We start from the raw sequence: 23,016 nt of genomic DNA, 5'->3' as shown, positions 1-23,016 counted from the left end.
TGACTTGGAGTTGTTCGACTTTCGATCTGTCTTGTCACATCGCGTCGTCGCGCAGAGTTCGCCCACTTCGAGCGCGGCGACAGAAATGCTTCGTTCCATTCGCCGCCTTCGCTAGATGATTTTCGTGCCAGTCCTATTTGCTGCGCACGAGAAACATCATATTGTGTCTCTGCCGATTTTCGCTACCGGGATGGCATCCAGAATTCGATGAGAACCATCCATTTCATGGAGAGCAGAATGACATCAGTTAATTCCAAGCCTCTTGGGTCGCTTACAGTTCCGATTCATGCCAGTACGGATGTTCGAGGCGCAGGTGAACCCATATCGGTCGACGTCATTCCGGTCGCAAATTCACAGGTGTTCCGTACCGGCCATTCAGACGCAACTATCGATCGACTAACAAAATACGAAAATGAACGATCGAACAGAAGGCCACGGGCGCTGCAAGAACCTATACGTTATATTAACGAAAGCTATTCAGACTATCAAAAACGAAGAATGGCGGCGGGTTATCCGGCCGATCCTCAGGAGTCTCGTAGATCTCCGTGGGACATTGCATTAGAACTGTTATTTACTTTTGCTGCTGGTGGGCCGATAGGAGGGGGCCCCGGTGTCAGGCCAATCCCGGTCCGTCCATCTCCGCGTCCGTCCACCATCCCGTCACCACGCCCGTCCCTCGCTGCATCGCGATCGTCCTCGATTTCCTTCGAGAACACGCCGTTGATTCCACCAAAATCTGGCGCCCCGTCTAAAATCAGTGCGCGGCCGTCCCCTGTGAGGCCACAGATCGAACTCAATGAAGATGGTGGCTTGTCAGGTGGAGAGAGTGGCGCGGTGATCCAGGATTCAGGTGTGGCGCCCGAGCCAACTGGCGGAGCCCATCTACCTGCCGAGCGAGAGCCGGAATTGTTATCCCGGGAAACTTGGAATCGTCAATCCAAGGATGATCTGAACGATGATTTAGTTCAGAAAATTAATGAGACATTTGAAGATTCCCTAGACGTGCGAGTTCATACATCAAAAACTGGTGAAAAGACATATCTGATTTATGACCCGGATGATAAATCTTATATCTCCATCGAATCAAATGAGACTTGGTATCCCACTGAGACTTATGATTATCAGGAAATTTATACATGGAGAACCGGAAATCCAGATCAGAAGTACGCACCGACCGATAAATTTGTTCAGAGCCGTGATTCGCTGGACGGGAAGCGTTACGGGAGCGTAATTGAAGCAGTAAAAAAAGGGGTGCGCATTGAGCCAGTTCAGGTAAAAATTGTTTCCATAGAAGGGGAAACCAAATTCGAAATCGTTAACGGCAATCACCGTCTTGCCGCTGCACGCGTGCTGGGGTTAAAGACTGTTCCATACGAAATTGTGCGTTAGAGACAGTTTCAAAAATACGCACAGTTGCTGTTAAGGAAGGTTTACAAAAGTCCTGGATTTGATGATGCCGTGAGCTATCCTCGGAAAACTGGACGAACGAGGTGCACAGAGATGAAACTGGACCTTGGATTGAACCTGTGAGCGAAACGCACGCGCACGCGAGAATGGTCTGATTCCGAAAGTTGGCTCGGCGGCAGACGCGACATTGATTTCCGCACCCAGCTCGGCAAAGAATGCGTCCGGTACGCGAGACCCGGAAATGCAGCAGACGCAGAAAGGCAGCATCCGTGCCAGGGTCGGGCATCCGTTTCGCGTCCTGAAGCGCCAGTTCTGCTATATGAAGACGCGCTACCGGAGCTTAATGAAGAACGTCGCCCAGATCACCACGTTGTTTGCGCCGGACAACCTGTGGATGGCTCGCAAGGCTTTGTGTAAGGCGTAGAAGGTGAGCGGATTGCCAACGGGTAATCGCCGGCGCGATCTTCCGGCAGAAATGGGACGTAGCCCGGGCAGGCGCCGCGACGGAAGGCCAGATCGAACCCAGGGCCTTGAGCAACGCGACGCCGTCGAATGGAATTCAACCGCGCCTTACCCAGATGACCTTGCCCTTCTCGATTCCCAAGGTCCGCCGCTGCGCCTGATAGTCCATCGTTCCGGGCAGCGCCTTTCCATCCCTTTCCCCGATTCGCCAGGTACAACCCGACAGCAGCGCTGCCGCTTCGGCTTCGGTTTTCCCTTGCAGCGCGTCGTCCGGCAAGGCGTCCGCTCGGCATTGCGCGCGAGTCTCTTGTGCGCCGTCCGGAGAGAGGCCGCCACGCGCGGCCTCGGACACGCCGGTGCACGCAGTCAATGCCAGACACGACGACAGTACGCCCATCGCCGGGCGCCATCCATGCTTTCGAAACAAAATTTCCATCATCTGCCTCACTGAAGCTAGAAAATTGTACGTACAAAGGTCCCGAAACGGGATCGATTTCACGAATCGCCCGACCGGCGACTCGGCATGCGCGATGCTCGGGCCGCGCAGCAGCGCGCCTTAGCAGCCGCGCCGTGCAATGGCATCTTCGTGGTCCTCTTCGGCTGCCGCCTCCCGCCATTTCCCGAGAGCGGCGCGCCTCATCCGGTAAACGTTTCCCAATTCGTCGTGCTTGAGCATCGCGCGCTTCTGGGCATTGCGCGCCTCGATCAATGCCGCTTTTCCCCGCTCGAGCTCGCGCTCTGCGTCCAACGTCTCGAAGATCTGCTGCTCGATCCACTTCAGCGGCATGCGCATCTCGTCGGACGTGCCGGCCAGCCTGCCCGCATTTTCGGGCACGGCGCGCATCCAGTTTCGCTGCATCGCGACGAGCTTGCCGAGCCGCTGCCGCAACACAGCAATCTTGCCGTCGATCGCGCGAAGCGCGCGTAGCGTTCCCGCGAGTTCATCCCTCGTCCGCTCGCTTCGCATTCCGGTCACCCGGCTCATCAAAAGCAGCACTTTCGATTTCTCGCTCACGCGCGCCTCCTCGAATGGTCGATCGGGTTCAATCGCCCGCTCCCGCGTACTGCTGTGCAATGTCGCGCAAACGCATCGTGGTTTCCTCGATCGGTACGGATTCCCGCGTGCCTTGCTTGAGAAAGTCGGCCAGATCGCCATGCGCCGCAATTGCACTATCCAATACCGGGTCGCCTCCGTCGCGATATTCGCCGATTTGCAGCAGCAATTCGGCATCGTCGTAGCGCGCGATCCATTCGCGACATCGGGCCGCCGCCCTTGCCGTCGTGAAGTCGACCAGTTGCGGCATCACACGGCTGATGCTGCTTCGTATGTCGATCGCCGGATAATGTCCGGCACTCGCCAGCTTCGGAGACAGCACGATATGTCCGTCCAGCAGCGAGCGAATCTCTTCTCCGATCGGGTCTGTTATCTCGGCGTCTTCCAATAGCACCGTGTACAACGCCGTAATGTTTCCGTTTTTCGCCGGGCCCGCCCGCTCGACAAGGCCAGGCAGCGCGGCAAATACGGACGGCGGATAGCCGCGCCGTACCGCGGGCTCCCCGGCCGCCAGCCCGGTTTCGCGCATCGCGCGCGCGAAACGCGTCACGGAATCGCACAGCAGCAGCACGTCGTACCCTTCGTCGCGAAAATATTCTGCAATCGTCGTTGCAGTATATGCGGCCTTGATGCGCTCCATCGACGGCCGATCCGACGTCGCTGCGACGACGACAGTGCTTTGCCGCTGCGTCACCGAGAGAATCTCATCCAGGAACTCGCGCACCTCGCGCCCCCGTTCCCCGATCAGCGCAACGACACACACGGTCCCGGAAGCCATATTGCGCGCCATCATGCCAAGCAACGTGCTTTTCCCGGCGCCCGCCGGAGCGAATATGCCAATGCGCTGCCCGCGCCCCATCGTCAGAAATCCGTCGATCGCCCGGATGCCGGTCTGCAGAATCGCCCGAATCAAGGGCCGGGTCAACGGCGGAGGAGGCGCCGCCGCACTCGGACGCGCGGCCATGCCATCGAGTGCCGGACCGCCGTCGAGCGGCCGCCCCAACCCGTCCAGCACGCGTCCGAGCAAACCTGTGCCGACGCAGACGCGATGGCTGTCCACGCACGGTCGCACGAGCGTCGAAGTACCGAGTCCCGCCACATCGCCCAGCAGCGTGACTAGCGCGGTTTCGCGCGTCAGTCCGACGACCTCGCCCAGTACACGCTCATCACTTCCGAAATGCGACAGCTCGCATAGCTGACCGACGCGCAGATCGACGCCCGCTACCTTGACTTGCGCCCCCGTCACTTCAACGAGCCTGCCGAATCGCCGGCCCCGCAGCGCACGATCCAGGCGCCGCTCGAACGACGCGCCAAGCGATTCGTGCCCGGCGTCGCTCATTCGCGGAATCCTTCGACGCTGCCGCTCATGCAAGCTCCGGGCTGCTCGAACTCGGTGACGCAAATCGTATGCAGCACCCGATACTCGATTTCGTCCGAAATCTCCTCGACCGCAAGCACCGTCATACGTCCTCCTCCGCCAGCCACCAACATCTCGACCGAGCGGCGCAGATCCTGACCGGTCACGAGCACTGCACCGCGCTGCTCACGCCAGGCTTCCTTCATCCCGTCGACCACCCGTTGGACAAACAGATGTTGTTCGTCGACCTGCAGATCGAGAAACTTTCCTTGCCCGGTGACGATCAACTTTTGCCTCAATATCGCTTCCAAATCGGGAGCCAGCACGACGATCGGAATGCAGTGCTCCGCACCGCCCCACTGATTCGAGATCTGGCTCGACAAAGCTTGCCGCGCCGACGAAACGAGGCCATCGATGTCGTTTGGTTGCGCACAGCCCTTCGTCAACCCCTCTGCAATCGCGCGCGTGTTGCGAATCGCAATGCCGGATCTGAGCAGCTCGACGAGCACGTCACGAAAGACGAATAGATGAATCCGCTCGGCGAGCAGATTGACGAGCTGCGGATAATGCCGGGATAGCGCATCCTGTAGATAGCTCGCTTCCTGAATGCCGAGGAAACGCCACGGCCTCGAGCAAATCGCCTCGCCGATCCGCTCGACGAGCGCCGCCTCGGGCGCAACGGGCTTCTCGTCGTCCTCGCGATGCCGTCCGGCCAGAACGTCAAGCGGCATCCGCCGCGCGCGCTCGACGTCATCCGATGCGAGTTCCAGTTGATCGGCCGCGATGGGAACCTCGTCGACATCCACGGCATAGCCGTATGCCGGCAGCGCAGGATCGGCCGAAAGTGCCAGCCCGGGATAAGGCACGCCGCTTTCCCTGAAGCGCTCCCTCAGCGCAAGCAGCAGACGATCGAGCTCGAGCGGCCTCAGCCGATGGAAGAGATCGGGGCCGAGTCGCACACGCAACGGCACCGACACACCGAGATCGCCGTCGACGACCGCGTTCGCGCCGCCGTCCCGACGCGCCCAATGCTGGCGAGCCGACGCACTGCCGCCTCTCATGACGTTCAGCCGCGGAATCAACGCAGCCAGCAGCGCAAGCGCAGCGGCCAGACCAAGAAACGCCATCGCCGGGAAGCCGGGAACGAGCGCGAAGCCGGCCGCCACGATCGCCGCCGCGAAAATCGCTCGCGGCTGGCTCGCGATCTGCGTGCCGATATCCGCGCCGACTGCGGTCGCGCTGTCGATCGACGCGACGCGCGTAATCAGGATGCCCGAGGCAAACGAAATCAGGAGCGACGGAATCTGCGACACCAGGCCGTCACCGACCGTCAACACCGTATACAGGCGGGCGGTGTCCGCAAGCGCATGACCATTGACAGCCGTGCCGATCACGATTCCACCCACCACGTTGACGATTGCGATCAGCAAACCGGCAATCGCATCCCCTTTGACGAATTTGCTTGCGCCGTCCATCGCGCCGTAAAACTGGCTCGTCTGCTCGAGCTGTCGCCGGCGCTCCAACGCATCGGCCTTGCTAATCATGCCCGCGCGCAAATCCGCGTCGATCGCCATTTGCTTGCCGGGCAACGCATCGAGCGAAAAGCGCGCGCCCACTTCAGCAACGCGATCCGCGCCTTTCGCAACGACGACGAACTGGATGATCGCGATGATGATGAAGACCACGCAGCCCACGACGACGTCTCCGCCGACGACCAGCTTACCGAACGTCGTGATGATGTCGCCCGCGTAGCCGTTCAGCAGGATCTGACGCGTCGTTGCAATGTTCAATCCGAGGCGAAACAGCGTCGCTACGAGCAGCAGCGTCGGAAATGTCGATAGATGCAGCGCATGCGGAATGTACACGCTCAATGCGAGGATCAGCACCGATGCCGTGAGGTTCAGCGCAAGCGCGACATCCAGGATCGGAATCGGCAGCGGAAAAATAATCAGGCAGAGCACGCCTAACACCGAGACGATCGGAATGCTGTCCACGTGCCGCCCGAGCGCGCGTTGCAGCCGCCGTCCGTATTGTTCGTCCGCCATCGTCTTCGCTCCCGTCGTTTTGCCCATGCCGTGTCATCGATCGGCCAGTTCGGCGTGTTGCCGCCGCCTTTCTCCCTTGACGAGCGGGTCGCCCTCCTGCTGCTTGTAGTCCCGCTTTACTTCGTCCTTCGTCATCTTCAAACCCTTGATGTATTCGTACCGCTGATAGCCCACGTCGATCACCGCGAGCGCGACGAGCACGGCGATCGACGCCGTCGCGATCCTGAACAGCAGGCTCGTCGTCAAATTCAGGGCCGACGGTAAATCGACAGTTGCGACGACGGCAAGATCCGGCAGCGCGACGCGAATCACCACGAGCGTGCACGCCCCGACCGCCGCGACCTTGACGAGATTCTTCGCCAGTTCGACGAGCGTGCGCAGAGAAAAAATGCTCTTGAGCTGATTGATCGGATTCAGCTTGCCGAAGTTCGGCGTCACAGGCTTCATGCTCAGCAGGCCTTTCGTCTGCATCAGTTCGAGCGCAATCGAGATTGCCGCTCCCGCCGCAGCCACACCGACGCTCAATGCGATAGTCGGCACGATCACCCTGCTCATCGCGAAATCCATTCGCGCGGAATCGGGTGGCCCTCCTTCGCCGATCAGCTCGAACAAGCCGTGCAGCACTCGCACCGCCGCTCCGAACACGAAGTCGAACGACAACGCAAACGCAAGCGGCCACGCTGCGCCAGCGACGGCCTGAGTCAGATCGCGGGACTTGGAAATTCGCCCCGCCCGCCTCTCCCGGCGCAGCCGGCTTTCGGTCGGCTGCTCGGTCTTCTCGCTCATGCCCCTTCCACCCGACGAAGAAACTGCGCGGCGAATGCCTGCGCTTCATGAAGCGCGTCGACGAACGCATCGATAAACCCCGGACCGACGATCGCGATCAAAACCAACGCGAAAACCAGCTTGATCGCGACCGACGTCGTCAGAATGTTCAATTGCGGCGCGGCGCGCCCGATCAGGCCGATTCCGTATTCGACCAGAATCAACGTCGCAACGAACGGCCCTGCATGACGAATCGCCGTATCCACCATCGCGTTGAAGCCCTGCCTTGCGATGTCGGTCACATCAGCGATCGGCGGCGCATTCATTTCCGTCACCGGCCAAAAGCGTTGCGACATTGCATACAGTTCACCAAGCGCGCCGAATCCTCCGGACGCGACGAACATGAAGAGCGCGCTTTGCTCGAACACGTCGGCGAAAACCGTCGCGGATCGTTCGGTAGAGGTCGGGTCGAACAATTGCACCGACATCAGGCCCGCTTGCTGATCGACGAACGTTCCGACCGCCCGCGGCACCGAGAAGAGCGGCAGGAAAAACATGCCGGTCAGAACGCCCAGCGCGAACTCCCTGGCGGCCACGAATGCGATCTGACCGGCCGGCAGCGCACTCGGCATCATGTGATAGGCGAACGGAAGCGACGGCAACGCGAGCGCAAGCGCGATCGGCAAGCGCATCGTCCACGCGTGCCCCGCCTTCATCAACGGCGGAATCGCGAGCAGCAATCCGTAGCCACGCGGCGCCCGCTCTTCTCTCGCCGATCGTCGACGGTAGCGGAATCGGGATCCGACAGGCGGTTGATCTCGGCCTGTACCGTCCGATATTGCGTCTCGGTGATTTCATTCTTCAGCTTTGACACCAGCGCATCCCGCGCCATCGACGATTGCGCGCTGCTTTGATACAGCGCTCGCCGCTCGTCCAGCGCCGGCCCTTCCGACAGGAAGTCCACCGTCACTTTGTTGATATATCGTTCACCGAGATAGGCGTTTCGCGGCTTGGTGGCGATATAGCCGCGCATCGCGTCGGATTCGAGGCCGGACAGATCCTGCCCGATCGTAGAGCTGAATCGCATCGTCTTCGCAATATCGCCTCGATGGTCGCGGTAGCCAAAGGTCACGAGATCGGTCAGCGTCATGACCTTCTGCCCCGTGCCGTCCAGATCCACCCTGACCGTATTGGGATCGATGTTCTCCTTGACTTCCTGCTCGCGCAACCGCTCATTCAGCCACTTGCCGACTTCCCGTTGTGCAAACTCATGGAAGGGCTCCGGCTGCCGCAATCCCTGATAAGCCTGCAGCGCCGATCGCGCCGCCGCATCGAGAGAATTGAACTGCGTGCGCTCTTTAGGCGTCGCCCCGGCATACCACGGAGGCAACAACACGCTCTCCGCCTCCGCCACGCTCGCCCGGCCCTTTTCCGCCGCCACCGCGCCCAGTTGCGCCCGGTACCCCCCGTCGCCGAACGACTTCCAGCTCACTGACGCGCCCTCGCCCAAACCGCCCTTCCATTCGGACGGCATTTGGGCGATCTGCCGGAAGAACTTCTCGCCCTTCTGACGATTGCTTGGGTCCAACTGGTCGGTCAAATACCGACGCCCCGCCTCTGTGGCCGCCCATCCGGCAATCATTTGGCTCAATTGATATGGCGTGTTGGCCGCGTAGAACTCGTTGTCCGGCGCACCCGGCGCATACATCACATAGCGCTCGGATTGCGTGCGCGAATCGGTTTCCCGATAGACCTGGATGTCCCTCAACTGGTCCCCGCCGAACATCGTTACCCCGCCCAGTTCGACCCGTTTGCCCGAATTCGCTTCGCCGCCCCCGTTTTGAACGCGCTGAATCAGCTCGTAATCAGCCGACGTGATTTCGCCCTTCAGCTTGGCGCTATAAGCCGCGTGCTGCGTCCGGCTGGCCAGCGCGTCATTCAGCGCGCTTTGCGCGCTCGCCGTGTTGTATCGCTGTCTCAGCGTCTCGATATAGCCGGGCCGCACGTCGAGTTCGCCCAACATCCGCTTCAGAAATGCCGGCGTCAACGCGGTCGTATTATCGGCCGCGGGCTCCGACGGCGTGCCCAGCGTGAAGGTCGTCCCGTTCGCGTAAGGCCCCAGAAGAACCGCCTCCGTCAACGACAGTTCGGTCGACGTCGTGCGGCCGTTGGCACGGCTCTCCACACGAATCCTGACGCGGTCCGGATCCACCGGCGTTCCGCCCTGCTGCTCCATGTATTGCCGAATTCGCTGGCGCACGTGGGCCTCGGGCGCGACGTCGGCCATCAGACGATCGACCGCCGCCCCGTCGCTGTTTCGCTGAGCTTCATATTGACGCAACGGCCCGAGGTCCCGCTCGGTCGCCTTCGGATACAGCCGCTGCTCGGTCCGAGCGCGGACATGCGCTTGATAGCGCGTCTCGAGCGATCCGCGAGTCGGATCGTTCAGCAACCGAGGCGTCACATAGTCCTCGATATCGATGAGGGCGTTCGACGGTCCGCGCGAGCTTTGCCGGGCAATCCTGTCCGCATCGTTCCAGTTCGGCGAACGAAACAATCCGGCATTGCTCAGGTCGTAGGTCGGCGTTCCGTCTCGGATTGCATGCAGCAATTCCTCTGTTAACGTCCGCGAAACCGTCACGCGGCCCGTCACCGGATCGCGCCGGTTGACATAAACCTGGTCGGGGTCGAGGCTCTGCCCGGCAAACTTCTCCTTGACGAGCCGCTTGGCTTCCCGCTTCACGAAATCCTGGAAATCCGCCAAGCTGGCTGCCTTCGCGTCTTGCTCCTCGGACCTTTGCGCCGACGGCGCCTGCCGAGGTTTGATTGCATCCACCGTGCTGACACTGCGCTTCCGGTTGTCGAGCTCCGTCGAGCCGGACGACGCTTCAGTACCCGACTGCTCCGGTTCGTATTTCGGAACATTGGTCACTGCGCCGCCAACCTTGCGCTCGCTTAGTGAATTCCGCTGCTCTCGCTCATGATGAAACGAGCGGCTTGAAATAGACGGCGTAATTTTCATATCCATTCCGCATAGGAAAAAAAGATAGAGGGCAAACTGCTTCGCCCAGCCTATCAATTTCCATACGGCACAAATATCTGACCAGTCTCATTTCCACAGCGAAACCAAAGCGCTTTTTGTCGTCGCTTGCGCAATTCAGGGCGCCTTTTCACGAATTTCGTACCTGCGAGCGGCAATCAAGTATGCGCACAAGATCGGGAGAATCGACTACGCCCAGACAGCCAAAATGGTGATCCCTCAAGCAGTACATGCACTGGCGCCACAAGAAGGCGGTCGAGTGGTACGAATCGAAGAAGCGTCCTGTGCCTCCCAACGCCGGCCGTGTACGCGCGAATCGGGACATTGAAGTCTTGAGCCACATGTTCAACTTCGCACGCGAAATCGGAATGACAAAGGCGGCGAATCCCTGCTTGGGAATCAAGAAATACAGCGAGTCTGGGCGCGATGTGTACGTGGAAGATGACCTGTTCCGAAAAGTCTACGATCATGCGGACCAGCCGACGCGCGACGCAATGGACCTCGCCTACCTGACGGGCCAGCAACCGCAGGATACCTTGCCGCATGACGAGCGCGATATCCGTGACAACTTCCTGCACATCGATCAGGGCAAGACCGGCAAGAAGCTCAGAATGGAGGTGACGGGCGCGCTTATGGCCGTGATCAATCGCATTCGCGCCCGCAAAGCCGGATACAAGATTGTCAGCACCGCGCTAGTCGTCAACGAGAAAGGTGAACGAATGACGCTCGATACTCTTCAACGACGCTTCCGCGACGCCAGAAGAAAAGCCGACGTGCGCGACAACGAATTCCAATTTCGAGATCTGCGGGCGAAGGCTGGCACCGACAAGACGGACAGCACGGGCGATATTCGCCAAGCACAAAGGCAGCTCGGGCACACTTCGGTCGCCATGACGGAGCACTATGTTCGCAATCGCCGCGGCGACAAGGTGAAGCCGACGAAATAACGGAATTGCGGAAAAGAATGACATTTGCGGAACTGAATTGCTTCGAATTCAGATTGCGCAATTAGCCGCAAAGCCTCATGGCGGAAGGCAGCCGGAGTCGAACCGACCTGGCGCGGGCTGACCGCACCAACTGGGTTTGAAGCCCAGCCGCACCACCGGATACGAATGCCTTCCTGCGAGAACGGGAACGGAAGCGGGAGCCGATATAAAAAGCATGCCGCCCCGTCAAGAACCGTAGAGAACCGTAGCGAACTACACGAGCCCGAACCCGGACTACTGCGAACCGATCAGCAACCGGCTATCGGCGCGCAACCAGTGAAGATCGCGGTGGAAGCGAGTATACCCAACGCGATCGAAGAACTCGAGAATTTGAATCGCGCGCTTGCGGCCGAGTCCCGTCGCGTCGCGAAACGTCGCCGCATCGAGCGCGCCGCCGTGCTCGCTCGCGAGTCGCGCGATCAATTGCGCAAGTTCCGCAATCACGTCGCGGTGATAGAACAGGTCCCGCACGACCTGATGCACGTCGCCGCGCCGCGCGAGCTTGCGCAGCAGCGCGCGCGCCGCGTCCTCCGCCGCGCCCACCGCCGCCGCATGATCGCGCACCCACGGCGGATCGTAGCGGCCCGCCGCGACGAGCGGCAGCAAGCGCCCGGCCAACGCCTCCTCGCGCGCATCGAAGCTCACCGCGTGCGACGGCAGATGCAGCCACGGGCCGCTGCGCACGATCGCGCCTTCGGCGATCAGCGCATCGGTCAACGCACGCCACAACGCGTCGTCCGCGAGCGGCGCCGCGATCCGGCGCAGCCGCGCGACATCCGGCCCCTGCTCGTCCGGCGAGCGCTGATGAAACGTCGCGAGCGCGTCGAGCACGCGTGCGCGCAACGCGTCCCAATGCCCGCGCGCGACAACGCGCGCTTCGTCCGCATGCCTGCCCGGCGCGGCGACGTTCACTGCATCGGCCGGCAACGCCCATGCATCCGCCGGCAAGCCCGTCAGGTGCATCAGCGTCGCGCGCGTGATGCCGAGCGGCGCTTCGTCGAGCAGCGCATCGAGGCGGCCTTCGTCGAGCCAGAGCGCGAGCGCGTCGAGCCATGCGCGCCGCGCGCTCGTGCGCCGCTTGCGCGCGGGGCCGAACGGATCGAGCACGCGCCCGCCGCCCACCGTGCGCGTCGCCTGCGCGTTGCGCACGATGAAGCGGTCGCCCGGCACCGCGAACACCGGCTCCGTGAAATTCAATTGCGCGCGCGCGCGCTGGCCGGCCCCGAGCGTATCGCCCTCGAGCAGCGCAACGTGCGCAACCCTGTGCAGCGTGCCGAGATGCACGTGCAGCGGCGTCCAATGCGAGATCGTCACGTCGGCGTCCGCCGTCAGCGTCAGCTCGACGTCGATGCGCGGCGAAAGCGTCGCGAGCCGCGGATCGACGATCGCGTCGCCGCGCGCGAGCGCCGCCTTGTCGATGCCCGCGAGATTCAGCGCGCAGCGCTCGCCAGCATGGCCGACGTCGGTCGCGCGGTTCTGCGCATGGACGCCGCGCACCCGCACCGGTTCGCCCGTGCGCGCGACGGCGAGCGTATCGCCCGTGCGCACGCGCCCCGCGAACGCGGTGCCCGTCACGACGGTGCCTTGCCCCGCGAGCGTGAACACGCGATCGACCGCGAGCCGAAACAAGCCGTCGTCGCGCCGCGCACGCCACGCGAGCGCTGTGTCGCGCAGATGCGCGTTCAATGCGGCGACGCCCGCATCGTCCGGCTCGGTCGCGCGCGTCTCGAAAACCGGCGCATCGGCGAGCGGCGACGTCGCGAGCCATGCGCGGATCTCGTCGCACACCTGCGCGATGCGCGCCGCGTCGACGCGATCGCATTTCGTCAGCGCGACCGCGCCGTGCGCGAGCCCGAGCAGTTGCAGAATCGCGAGATGCTCGCGCGTCTGCGGCATCACGCCGTCGTCGGCGGCGATCACGACGAGCGCGAAATCGATCCCGCACGCGCCCGCCGCCATCGTATGGACGAGCTTCTCGTGGCCGGGCACGTCGACGAAGCCGAGCACGTCGCCGTTCGGCAGCGGCGTGTACGCGTAGCCGAGCTCGATCGAGATCCCGCGCGCCTTCTCTTCCTTCAGCCGATCGGTGTCGACGCCCGTCAGCGCGCGCACGAGCGTCGTCTTGCCGTGATCGATGTGGCCCGCGGTTCCGACGATCATGCGCGCGTATCCGTCGGCGCTTGCGCGCATTGCGCGACGAATGCCGCTTCGTCGTCCGCTTCGAGGCAGCGCAGATCGAGCCGCAGCGCGTCGTCGGCGATGCGGCCGAGCACCGGGCGCGGCCAGCCGCGCAGGCGCTTCTCGAGCTGCGCGAGCGCGCGGCCGCTGCGCTTGCCGTCGCTCGCGCGCACGACGAGGCCGCAGCTCGGCAACTGATCGACGGGCAGCGCGCCGCTGCCGATCTGGCTGAACATCGGCTCGACGTCGACCGCGAACGCCGCGCCGATCGCGCGTTGCAGCGCCGGCCGAACGCGCCCGGCCGTCGCCGCGATGTCCGCCTGCGCGCGCGTAAGCAGCCGCAACGTCGTCAACCGCTCGCGCAGGAATTCGGGCGCCTGGTACAGGCGCAGCACCGGCTCGAGCGCGGCGAGCGTCAGCTTGCCGACGCGCAGCGCGCGCTTGAGCGGATGCTGCTTGATCTTCGCGATCAGGTCGCGCCGCCCGACGACGAGGCCCGCCTGCGGGCCGCCGAGCAGCTTGTCGCCGCTGAACGTGACGAGATCCGCGCCCGCTTCGACGGTCTCGCGCACCGTCGTCTCCTTCGGCAAGCCCCAGCGCGTCAGGTCGACGAGCGTGCCGCTGCCGAGATCGACGGCGACGGGCACCCCATGCTCGCGCGCGAGCGGCGCGAGCTCCTGCAGCGTCACTTCCTTCGTGAAGCCGCTGATCGCGTAATTGCTGCAATGCACTTTCATCAGGAGCGCGGTGCGCGGCCCGATCGCTTGCGCATAGTCGCTCAGATGCGTGCGGTTCGTCGTGCCGACCTCGCGCAGCTTCGCGCCCGCGCGGCTCATGATGTCGGGAATGCGAAACGCGCCGCCGATCTCGACGAGCTCGCCGCGCGACACGATCACTTCCTTCTTCGGCGCGAGCGCGGACAGCGCGAGCAGCACGGCGGCCGCATTGTTGTTGACGACGGTCGCCGCCTCCGCGCCCGTCAGCTCGCAGACGAGCGCGTCGATCAGATCGTCGCGGTCGCCGCGGCGGCCCGTCGCGAGATCGAATTCGAGATTCATCGGCTGCGTGAGCGCCTGCACGACCGCGCGCACCGCTTCGTCCGGCAGCAGCGCACGGCCGAGATTCGTGTGCAGCACGGTGCCTGTCAGGTTGAACACCGCGCGCATCGCGCCCGCCGCGCCGGCGGCGAGCCGCGCGCGCACGTCGGCGGCGATCCGCGCATCGTCGAGCACCCCGGCCGCGGCCGGATCGCGGCGCGCGGCGTCGCGCCACGCGTCGAGCGATGCGCGCACCGCGGCGAGCGCGCGCGTGCGGCCGTATTCGTCGACGAGCGGCTTCATCTCGCCCGACGACAGCACGCGCTCGACCGACGGCACGCGCGCGAGCAGCACGTTGACTTCGTTCGCGCCCGTCCCGCTCACGTCCGCTCGTCCCCTGCCGCGTCGGCCGGCAAGTCGGGCCACAGCAGCGGATTCGGCGACGCGCGCCGGTAGCCCGCCTCGCCCATCAGCAGATCGAGCGTGAGGCTCGCGAGATCGTCCGCGAGCGGCTCGACGTCGTAGTCCTTCTCCTGATAGCCGATCTTCCGGTACGTATGGCACTCGTCGCACGATTCGGCCTTGATCGCTTCGCTGCCGCCTTCGATTCCGTGATACGCGATCCCCTTCGTCGAATCGCAGTGCGAGCACTTCGTGCGGACCATGTGCCACTCGGTCGAGCACAGCCCACACTGGAGGAAGCGGTAGCCCTGATGCTGGCCGCCGACGCGCACGATGCTCGCGACCGGCTGCGCGCCGCACACCGGGCACAGGCCGGGCTGTTCGAGATACGGGACGTCGGCGGGCGCGATGCGGCTCGCGAGCGCGGTCCACACCACCTGCAGCGCGGCCATCAGGAACGGCGCCGACGCCGGCTCGATCTCGGCGAAGCGCTGCGCGAGAAGCGCGTCGGCCTGCGCGTCGAGCGCGGCGGGCTCGCGCAGCCGCAGCCCGTCGATCAGTTTCGCGAGCGGCGGATTCACGAGGCCCGCGCGCTCGACGCGGTCGAGCAGGCTTTGCAGCACGTCGCGCCAGCGCGGATCGCGCGCGCCGCCGAGCGCCGGCGCGAGCGGCATCGAATGGCGCTGCGCCTGCTCGATCGCCGCCTTCGCGGGCGCGTTCGGCTCGAACGTCTGCAGCAATTCGTGCTGCGCGTCGGCGGCGGCCGCCATCAGCCGCAGATAGCCCGCGATCGGGTTCAGGTCCGCGAGCTTGCGCAGCCGCGCGGCGCGCGCGGCGAACACGGCGCCGCGCTCGGGCATCCGCACGCGCGGAATGGCCGAATGGTCGAGCGATGCGATTTCGCCCGGTTCGAGAATGCGTTGGGTTGGGTCAGTCACGTGAGTGCCCTAAAAAAACAAGCGCCGAATCGTCGGCGCTTTGGGTTCCGTCCGCCGTCCGCTCGCCCGCCGCCCGCATGGGCGACTCGGCGGACGGGCGGACGGGCGGACAAGCGGCGGGCGGCGGGCAGCGCTCGAACCGACCGAGTCCGCGCGCCGCGCCGGCTTCGTGCGATGCGACGTTACTTCACGCTCTCGCGAAACCACTTCGAATGGTGCTTTCTGGCCCAGCCGACGGTCACGGTGCCGCGCACCATCGCGCCGATCGAGCCCTTCACCCACAGCGCCGCGTAAACATGCACGACGATGCCGACGATCAGCGCGAACGCCGCCGTCGCATGGACGACGGCCGCCGCGCGAATCACGCCGATCGGAAAGTAGAACGAGAAATAGCGCCGCCAGATCACGATCCCGGAGACGAGCAGCAACAGCAGACACGCCACCATCACGAAGAATAGCAGCTTCTGTCCCGCGTTATAGCGGCCGACTTCCGGCAGCTTGTCCTCGCGGTTCGCGAGCACGTCGTCCATCTGCCGCAGCCACTGGCGATCGCCCGCGTCGAGCAGGTTGTGATGCCAGTAGCGCGCGACCATCACCGCGAACGACGCGAACATCACGAGGCCGACGAACGGATGCAGGAGCCGCGTCCACTGCCCGCCGCCGAACAGCGCCGTCATCCAGAACATCGACGGATGGAACAGCGCGAGCCCGGACAGCGCGAGCAGCACGAACGAGATCGCGGTGATCCAGTGGTTCGAGCGCTCGTTCGCCGTGTAGCGGACGATCAGGTTCGGGTCGTCATGCTTCATTTCGCGTCCTCCTTGATGCGGCGCGCTTCGTCGCGGGCGGCGGCTTCCTCGTCGTCCGTCACTTCGTTCGGGCCGACGCGCGTGTAATGGAAGAAGCCGACGAGCGCGGACAGCGCGATGCCCGCCACCGCGAGCGGCTTCGCGATCCCCTTCCACAGCTTCACCATCGGGCTAATCGACGGATTGTCGGGCAGGCCGTGATACAGCGACGGCTTGTCCGCGTGATGCAGCACGTACATCACGTGCGTGCCGCCGACGCCCTGCGGATCGTACAGCCCCGCGTTCTCGAAGCCGCGCCCCTTCAGATCGGCGACGCGCTCGGCCGCGTGCCGCTTCATGTCCTCCTTCGTGCCGAACACGATCGCGCCCGTCGGGCAGGTCTTCACGCACGCGGGCTCCTGGCCGACCGCGACGCGGTCCGAGCACAGCGTGCACTTGTACGCGCGGTTGTCCTGCTTCGAGATCCGCGGGATGTTGAACGGGCAGCCGGTCACGCAGTAGCCGCAGCCGATGCAGTTCTCCTCGTGGAAATCGACGATCCCGTTGTTGTACTGCACGATCGCGCCCGGCGAAGGGCACGCCTTCAGGCAGCCCGGGTCCTCGCAGTGCATGCAGCCGTCCTTGCGGATCAGCCACTCGAGGTCGCCCGCCGGGTTCTCGTATTCGGCGAAACGCATCACCGTCCACGAGTGCTCGGTCAGGTCGGCCGGGTTGTCGTAGACGCCGACGTTCGTGCCGACTTCGTCGCGCAGGTCGTTCCACTCCATGCAGGCCGTCTGGCACGCCTTGCAGCCGATGCACTTCGATACGTCGATCAGCTTCGCGACGCTGCCCGTCGCCGGCTCGCGCGCGGTGGGCGCTGGCGTCGTGGTGGCCGAGACGCGCTTGATGTCGAGCGATTGCAATGCCATCTCTTTCCCCTTACGCCTTTTCCACTTTCACCAGGAACGACTTGAATTCCGGTGTCTGCGAGTTGCCGTCGCCGACGGACGGAGTCAGGGTGTTCGCGAGATAGCCGGGCTTCGTCAACCCCTTGAAGCCCCAATGCAACGGAATGCCGACCGTCTGCACCTTCCGGCCGTCGACCGTGAGCGGCTTGATCCGCTTCGTGACGAGCGCGACCGCGACGATGTGCCCGCGGTTCGACGACACCTTCACGCGGTCGCCGTGCGCGACGCCGACCTCCTTCGCGAGTTCCTCGCCGATCTCGACGAACTGCTCGGGCTGGATGATCGCGTTCAGCCGCGCATGCTTCGTCCAGTAGTGGAAGTGCTCGGTCAGACGATAGGTCGTCGCGACGTGCGGGAACTGGTCGACCTTGCCGAACGCCGCGCGATCGTCCGGGAACACGCGGGCAGCCGGATTGTTCAGCGCCCGCGGATTGTCCGGATGCAGCGGGTTCGCGGCGAGCGGCGTCTCGAACGGCTCGTAGTGCTCGGGGAACGGGCCTTCGTTCATGCCGGCGCGCGCGAAGAAGCGGGCGACGCCTTCCGGATTCATGATGAACGGCCCCATGCCGTTTTCGGGCGGCTCGTCGGCCTTGTAGTCCGGAATGTCCGCGCCTGTCCACGCGCTGCCGTTCCAGCCGATCAGCTTGCGGGTCGGGTCGAACGGCTTGCCGCTCACGTCGCACGACGCGCGGTTGTACAGGATCCGCCGGTTCGCCGGCCACGCCCACGCCCAGTTCAGCGTCTGGCCGATGCCGGTCGGGTCCGCGTTGTCGCGGCGCGCCATCTGGTTGCCCGCTTGCGTCCACGCGCCGCAGAAGATCCAGCAGCCGCTCGCGGTCGTGCCGTCGTCCTTCAGTTGCGCGAAGCCGGCGAGTTGCTCGCCCTTCTTCACGAGCGTCTTCGCCGGGTCCTTCGGGTCCGGCAGATCGGCGAGCGCGCGGCCGTTGAACTCCATCGCGAGCTCTTCGGGCGTCGGGCTTTCCGGGTTTGCGTACGGCCAGCTCAGATTGACGATCGGGTCGGGATACTTGCCGCCGTCCTTCCGGTACATGTCGCGCATCCGCAGGAAGAGCCCCGACATGATCTCGAGGTCGCTCTTCGCCTGGCCGGGCGGCTCCGCGCCCTGCCAGTGCCACTGCAGCACGCGGCCGGAATTGACGAGCGAGCCGCGCTCCTCCGCGAAGCACGACGTCGGCAGCCGGAACACCTCGGTCTGGATCTTCGACGAATCGACGTCGTTGAACTCGCCGTGACTCTTCCAGAACTCGGACGTCTCGGTCGCAAGCGGGTCCATGATCACGAGCCACTTCAGCTTCGCGAGCGCCTCGGACGTCTTGCGCTTGGACGGCGACGCCGCAAGCGGATTGAAGCCCTGGCAGATGTAGCCGTTCATCTTGCCCGCGTGCATCAGCTCGATCGTCTGCAGCAGGTCATACGGCTTGTCGAGCTTCGGCAGGTAGTCGTAGCCCCAGTTGTTCGCGGCGCTGGCCGCGTCGCCCCACCACGCCTTCATGAAGCTCACGTGGAACGCGCGGTAGTTCTTCCAGTAGCTCAGTTGGTTCGGCCGCAGCGGCTGCTGCGCGCGCTTCTGGATGTAGGCGTCGAAATCCTGCTCGGCCTGCATCGGCAGCGTCATGTAGCCCGGCAGCAGGTTCGACATCAGCCCGAGGTCGGTGAGCCCCTGGATGTTCGAGTGCCCGCGCAGCGCGTTCATCCCGCCGCCCGCGATGCCGATGTTGCCGAGCAGGAGCTGCACCATCGCGCCCGTGCGGATCATCTGCGCGCCGACCGAGTGGTGCGTCCACCCGAGCGCGTACAGCACCGTGCCGGCGCGGCCGGGCACGGCCGTCGTCGCGAGCATCTCGCACACCTTCAGGAACTTGTCCTTCGGCGTGCCGCAGATCTTCTCGACCATCTCCGGCGTGTAGCGCGCGTAGTGCTGCTTGAGCAGGTTGTATACGCAGCGCGGGTGCGCAAGCGTGTCGTCGACCTTCACGAAGCCGTCGTCGCCGCGCTCGTAGTCCCATGTCGACTTGTCCGGGTACGCATGCTTGTCCGCGTCGTAGCCGGAATAGATGCCGTCGTCGAACGCGAAGTCCTCGCGAACGATGAACGAGAAATCCGTGTAGTGCCTGACGTACTCGTGCTGAATCTTGTCGTTCGTCAGCAGGTAGTTGATCACCCCGCCGAGGAATGCGATGTCCGTGCCGGTGCGAATCGGCGCGTAATAGTCCGCGACCGATGCGGTGCGCGTGAAGCGCGGATCGACGACGACGAGGCGCGCGTTGCGATGCGCCTTCGCTTCGGTGACCCACTTGAAACCGCACGGGTGTGCCTCGGCGGCATTGCCGCCCATCACGAGAATAACGTCCGCGTTCTTGATGTCGACCCAATGGTTCGTCATCGCGCCACGGCCAAACGTCGGGGCAAGACCTGCCACCGTCGGGCCATGTCAGACACGAGCCTGGTTGTCGAACGCGAGCATCCCCATGCTGCGCACGGTCTTGTGCGTCAGATAGCCGACCTCGTTGCTGCCCGCCGACGCGGCCAGCATGCCCGTCGTGAGCCAGCGGTTGACCTTCATGCCGTCGTCCGTCGTCTCGACGAAGTTCGCGTCGCGGTCCGCCTTCATCAGCTTCGCGATCCGGTCGAGCGCGTCGCTCCACGAGATCGGCTGCCACTTGTCGGAGCCGGCCGCGCGGTACTCGGGCTGCGTGAGGCGGCTCGGGCTATGGATGAAGTCGATGAGGCTCGCGCCCTTCGGGCACAGCGTGCCGCGGTTGACCGGGTGGTCGGGGTCGCCCTCGATGTGGATGATGCTCGACGTGGCGTTCTTCGCGCCGTCGCCGAGGCCGTACATCAGGATTCCGCAACCGACCGAGCAATATGGACAGGTGTTGCGGGTTTCGACAGTGCGCGCCAGCTTGTATTGGCGGACCTCGGCGAGCGCTTCGGCCGGCGAGAAGCCCATCAGGGCTAGGCTCGATCCGGCGAGCGTCGTCGCGGACAGCTTCAGGAACTGGCGCCGGGACAGTTGGAGCATGGTGGTCTCGGGCGGGTTGTATTGAAGGGGAAGGATTGGATTTTGCGTGGCTGGGGTAACGAATGCGTGGTTGCGGATTGCGCGGCCGCTCCGTGCGCGGCGGCGACGGGCCGTGCTGCCTATCGTCTTTCCTTTATATGACAACGCGAGAGAATCGGATAGCGGAACCGTCACCAATAAGGGAAAACCATTTCTTACAGCGCGCAAGGTTATCAGATCGCGCGAAAACGCGGCGTGTCGGGCGAGGCGCTCGCGCACCAGCACAGCGCCGAGCCGATCGACGGTTCGTCCCCCGTCACCCGTCGCCCCGCGCGCCGCGTGCCGGAAGATCGTCGTCGCGGGATCTCGCCGGGTTGCCGGCGACGGCGCCCGGCGAACGCGACGACCACCCTTGCCGCGTGGCGCTCTCGCGCGTTTACGGCATCCGGCACGAAATATTGAGGGAGCGACGCGCAGCGACCGCGGGCGGCGCGTCGTCGTCACGCGTCGCCGGGCCGCGTCCTCGCCTGGTTCCAGCCGAGCGCGTCGTAGAGCCGGTAGCGCGCGATGCCGAGATATTCGTGCAGCGCGAGATCGGCGACCGAGAAGTTGTGCGCGAGCGGCAGCGGGAACGTCACCGCTTGCAGATACTCGGCGCGCACGGGAGTCGCGGCGACGCCGAAATGCGAGAAATACAGCACGCTGCGCCGCAAGTGGATGCCCGACGTGACAAGCAGCACGCGGTCCGCGCGATAGCCGTCCAGCACGGCGCGCGTGAATTGCGCGTTCTGCCACGTGTTCATGCTGCGCGGCTCGGACAGCACGTCGGCCGCGTCGATGCCGAGGCCGATCAGCGCGTCGCGATAGACGGCCGCCTCCGGCACGCCGTTGCGACGCGCGTCGCCGCCGCTCACGATGAGCTTGCAGTCGGCGTTCGCGCGCGCGCGGCGGCAGTCGCGGTAGAGGCTCGCCGCCTCGACGACCCGCGAATAGGAGAACGTGCCGGGCTCGACCGCCCCCGTCGCCGCGATCTTCTCGGTGCCGAGGCCGAGCATCACGATCGCGTTGCGCGCGCCCCACTCGATCGCCGGCCGCGCCGCGTACGGCGCCTGCAATCCGCGCAGCAGCCACGCGGGCACGGGGCCGCAGCCGATCGCGAAGAACGCGGCGATGGCCGCGACGAACAGTGCCCGGCTCGCGCGGCGGCGCTTCGCGAGCCGCAGCAGCGCGGCGACGAGAACGACGGCGGTCAGCAGCGCGAGCGTCATGCGGCGGCCTCCGGCGCGCACGCGATGGCGCGCGGGCGCGGGCGCGAACGGTATGGCGCGGCGGTCCGGGTTGCCGGCGGCGTCGGGCGCGAAAATCGGGGCATGGCGGCGGTCACTCGATCATCAGACCCGAGATTATGCACGGGCATCGGCATCGCGGCCAGCGCGTTTGCGCGGCGTGCGGGGGCGAAGGCGCCGAGCGGACGTCGTCGGCGCTCAGAACGACGGCAGCCCCGGCGGATTCGTCTCCGACCGGTCGACCGCCTCCGACAGCAGCCCCCATCGCGCGAGCGCCTGCCGGTACTTGCCGTCGCGGATCAGATCGTTGGTCGCGAGCGTCAGCGCGTCGGCGAGGCCGCTGCCCTTGCGCGTCGCGATCGCGACGTCGGCCCTGACCGGCCAGCCCGCGTTCACGTTGCCGACGCACCGGATCCTGCCGTCGCGCGCCGCCTGGTACGCGAGCGTCGCGTTCGGATTCAGCTCGGCGTCCGCGCGCCCCGAGAGCAGCGCGACGCGCGATGCGCCGTCGTCGTCGAAGTACAGCACGTCGACCGGCTTGCGCCCCTGCGCGACGTTGCGCCGGTTCCATTCGAGCAGGATGCGCTCCTGGCTCGTTCCCGACGCGGTGATGATCCGCAGGCCCGCGACGTCCCGCGGCCCGGCGATCCGCGCGATCGGGCTCGCGGTCCTCACATAGAAGCCGTGCAGGCCGAGCCGGTACGTCGTGAAATCGAACTTCTCCTTGCGCTTCTCGGTGACGCCGACGTTCGAGATCACCGCATCGTACTTGCCGGAGCTCAGCCCGAGCGGCCAGTCGGCCCACGCAATGGGCACGAGCGCGAGCCGCCGGCCTAGCGCATCGGCGATCAGTTGCGCGTAATCCGGGTCCGCGCCGACGACGGTGCGCGCGTCGGTCGCGAACGTCGCGACGGGGGGCGCATGCGGCGCGATCGCGACGGTGAACGCGCCGTCGTCGACCCAACGGCAGCGGCGCGCGGCGTCGATGGCGGCCGGATCGCGGACGGCGCGCACGCGGCCCGCCTGACGCGGATCGAGATCGACCGCGATGCCGGCGGCGCGCGCGCCGGACGGCGCGGCGGCCAACGCGGCCGCGAACGCCGCCGCGCGGCCGATGAACGTGCGTCGGTCGATCATCGCGGCGATGCCTCCGATGCCTCCGATGCCTCCGATGCCTCCGATGCGATCGACGCGGCGCGGTGCAATGCGAGCGCGTGCGATTGCGCGATGCGATCGCGCTCGGCGACGTCGTCACAGCAGCGACCGCCTTCGCCCAGG

At 64.8% G+C, this 23,016-nt stretch carries 17 protein-coding genes, 1 tRNA gene and 1 pseudogene; 3 read left to right on the top strand and 16 right to left on the bottom strand.

Annotated features, from left to right (window positions below; genetic code table 11):
• Nucleotides 1-237: 237 nt before the first annotated feature.
• Both AQ610_RS36340 and AQ610_RS34535 read left to right on the top strand, forming a co-directional pair.
• The gene (locus AQ610_RS36340; protein WP_144411850.1) at nt 238-1,389 is read left to right on the top strand and encodes a ParB/Srx family N-terminal domain-containing protein; all 1,152 of its coding nucleotides are present in this window, start codon (nt 238-240) and stop codon (nt 1,387-1,389) included.
• Nucleotides 1,390-1,534: 145 nt separating this feature from the next.
• A pseudogene (locus AQ610_RS34535) lies at nt 1,535-1,831 on the top strand (hypothetical protein); the annotation flags it as partial.
• Nucleotides 1,832-1,966: 135 nt separating this feature from the next.
• Here AQ610_RS34535 and AQ610_RS22485 read toward each other — a convergent pair.
• The 7 genes from AQ610_RS22485 to AQ610_RS22455 form a co-directional block, all read right to left on the bottom strand.
• Nucleotides 1,967-2,266: a hypothetical protein gene (locus tag AQ610_RS22485; protein WP_009916371.1), complete on the bottom strand. Its 300-nt coding sequence runs from the start codon at nt 2,264-2,266 to the stop codon at nt 1,967-1,969.
• 159 nt (nt 2,267-2,425) lie between these two features.
• Nucleotides 2,426-2,884: a hypothetical protein gene (locus tag AQ610_RS22480; protein WP_006028684.1), complete on the bottom strand. Its 459-nt coding sequence runs from the start codon at nt 2,882-2,884 to the stop codon at nt 2,426-2,428.
• 28 nt (nt 2,885-2,912) lie between these two features.
• Nucleotides 2,913-4,262 (bottom strand): FliI/YscN family ATPase, encoded by a 1,350-nt coding sequence (locus AQ610_RS22475; RefSeq protein WP_006028683.1) that lies wholly within the window; start codon nt 4,260-4,262, stop codon nt 2,913-2,915.
• A complete protein-coding gene (locus AQ610_RS22470) occupies nt 4,259-6,352 on the bottom strand; it encodes a flagellar biosynthesis protein FlhA (RefSeq protein ID WP_006028682.1) in 2,094 nt (697 codons plus the stop codon). Before AQ610_RS22470 ends, AQ610_RS22475 begins: the two co-directional genes overlap by 4 nt.
• Nucleotides 6,353-6,358: 6 nt before the next feature.
• The gene (locus tag AQ610_RS22465; protein WP_009916372.1) at nt 6,359-7,111 is read right to left on the bottom strand and encodes an EscU/YscU/HrcU family type III secretion system export apparatus switch protein; all 753 of its coding nucleotides are present in this window, start codon (nt 7,109-7,111) and stop codon (nt 6,359-6,361) included.
• Nucleotides 7,108-7,830 (bottom strand): flagellar biosynthetic protein FliR, encoded by a 723-nt coding sequence (locus tag AQ610_RS22460; RefSeq protein ID WP_009916373.1) that lies wholly within the window; start codon nt 7,828-7,830, stop codon nt 7,108-7,110. The genes AQ610_RS22465 and AQ610_RS22460 overlap by 4 nt, the downstream gene beginning before the upstream one ends.
• Nucleotides 7,806-10,112 (bottom strand): dermonecrotic toxin domain-containing protein, encoded by a 2,307-nt coding sequence (locus tag AQ610_RS22455; protein WP_231749055.1) that lies wholly within the window; start codon nt 10,110-10,112, stop codon nt 7,806-7,808. The genes AQ610_RS22460 and AQ610_RS22455 overlap by 25 nt, the downstream gene beginning before the upstream one ends.
• A 248-nt stretch (nt 10,113-10,360) precedes the next feature.
• On the opposite strand from AQ610_RS22455, the gene AQ610_RS22450 reads away from it, so the two are divergent.
• A complete protein-coding gene (locus AQ610_RS22450; RefSeq protein ID WP_006028678.1) occupies nt 10,361-11,077 on the top strand; it encodes a tyrosine-type recombinase/integrase in 717 nt (238 codons plus the stop codon).
• 78 nt (nt 11,078-11,155) lie between these two features.
• Here AQ610_RS22450 and AQ610_RS22445 read toward each other — a convergent pair.
• The 9 genes from AQ610_RS22445 to AQ610_RS22400 form a co-directional block, all read right to left on the bottom strand.
• A tRNA-Sec gene (locus AQ610_RS22445) sits at nt 11,156-11,251 on the bottom strand.
• Between the two features lie 99 nt (nt 11,252-11,350).
• Entirely contained in the window at nt 11,351-13,276 is a 1,926-nt protein-coding gene (gene selB / locus AQ610_RS22440) for a selenocysteine-specific translation elongation factor (RefSeq protein ID WP_015602516.1), read from the bottom strand.
• A complete protein-coding gene (selA, locus tag AQ610_RS22435; RefSeq protein ID WP_006028676.1) occupies nt 13,273-14,715 on the bottom strand; it encodes an L-seryl-tRNA(Sec) selenium transferase in 1,443 nt (480 codons plus the stop codon). Before selA ends, selB begins: the two co-directional genes overlap by 4 nt.
• Nucleotides 14,712-15,671: a formate dehydrogenase accessory protein FdhE gene (gene fdhE / locus AQ610_RS22430; RefSeq protein ID WP_006028675.1), complete on the bottom strand. Its 960-nt coding sequence runs from the start codon at nt 15,669-15,671 to the stop codon at nt 14,712-14,714. The genes selA and fdhE overlap by 4 nt, the downstream gene beginning before the upstream one ends.
• Nucleotides 15,672-15,853: 182 nt before the next feature.
• Nucleotides 15,854-16,480 (bottom strand): formate dehydrogenase subunit gamma, encoded by a 627-nt coding sequence (locus tag AQ610_RS22425; RefSeq protein WP_006028674.1) that lies wholly within the window; start codon nt 16,478-16,480, stop codon nt 15,854-15,856.
• Nucleotides 16,477-17,391, bottom strand: a complete 915-nt coding sequence (gene fdxH / locus AQ610_RS22420; protein ID WP_006028673.1) for a formate dehydrogenase subunit beta — start codon at nt 17,389-17,391, stop codon at nt 16,477-16,479. The genes AQ610_RS22425 and fdxH overlap by 4 nt, the downstream gene beginning before the upstream one ends.
• 10 nt (nt 17,392-17,401) lie before the next feature.
• A complete protein-coding gene (gene fdnG / locus AQ610_RS22415) occupies nt 17,402-20,473 on the bottom strand; it encodes a formate dehydrogenase-N subunit alpha (protein ID WP_082262298.1) in 3,072 nt (1,023 codons plus the stop codon).
• A 479-nt stretch (nt 20,474-20,952) separates the two neighbouring features.
• On the bottom strand, nt 20,953-21,720 hold the full coding sequence (locus AQ610_RS22405) for a YdcF family protein (RefSeq protein ID WP_006028670.1): 768 nt from the start codon (nt 21,718-21,720) through the stop codon (nt 20,953-20,955).
• Nucleotides 21,721-21,936: 216 nt separating this feature from the next.
• The gene (locus AQ610_RS22400; RefSeq protein WP_006028669.1) at nt 21,937-22,875 is read right to left on the bottom strand and encodes an ABC transporter substrate-binding protein; all 939 of its coding nucleotides are present in this window, start codon (nt 22,873-22,875) and stop codon (nt 21,937-21,939) included.
• Between the last annotated feature and the right edge of the window lie 141 nt (nt 22,876-23,016).

The organism is Burkholderia humptydooensis, from assembly GCF_001513745.1.
GTDB lineage: Bacteria > Pseudomonadota > Gammaproteobacteria > Burkholderiales > Burkholderiaceae > Burkholderia > Burkholderia humptydooensis.
This window is presented reverse-complemented; position numbering and strand designations above follow the sequence as displayed.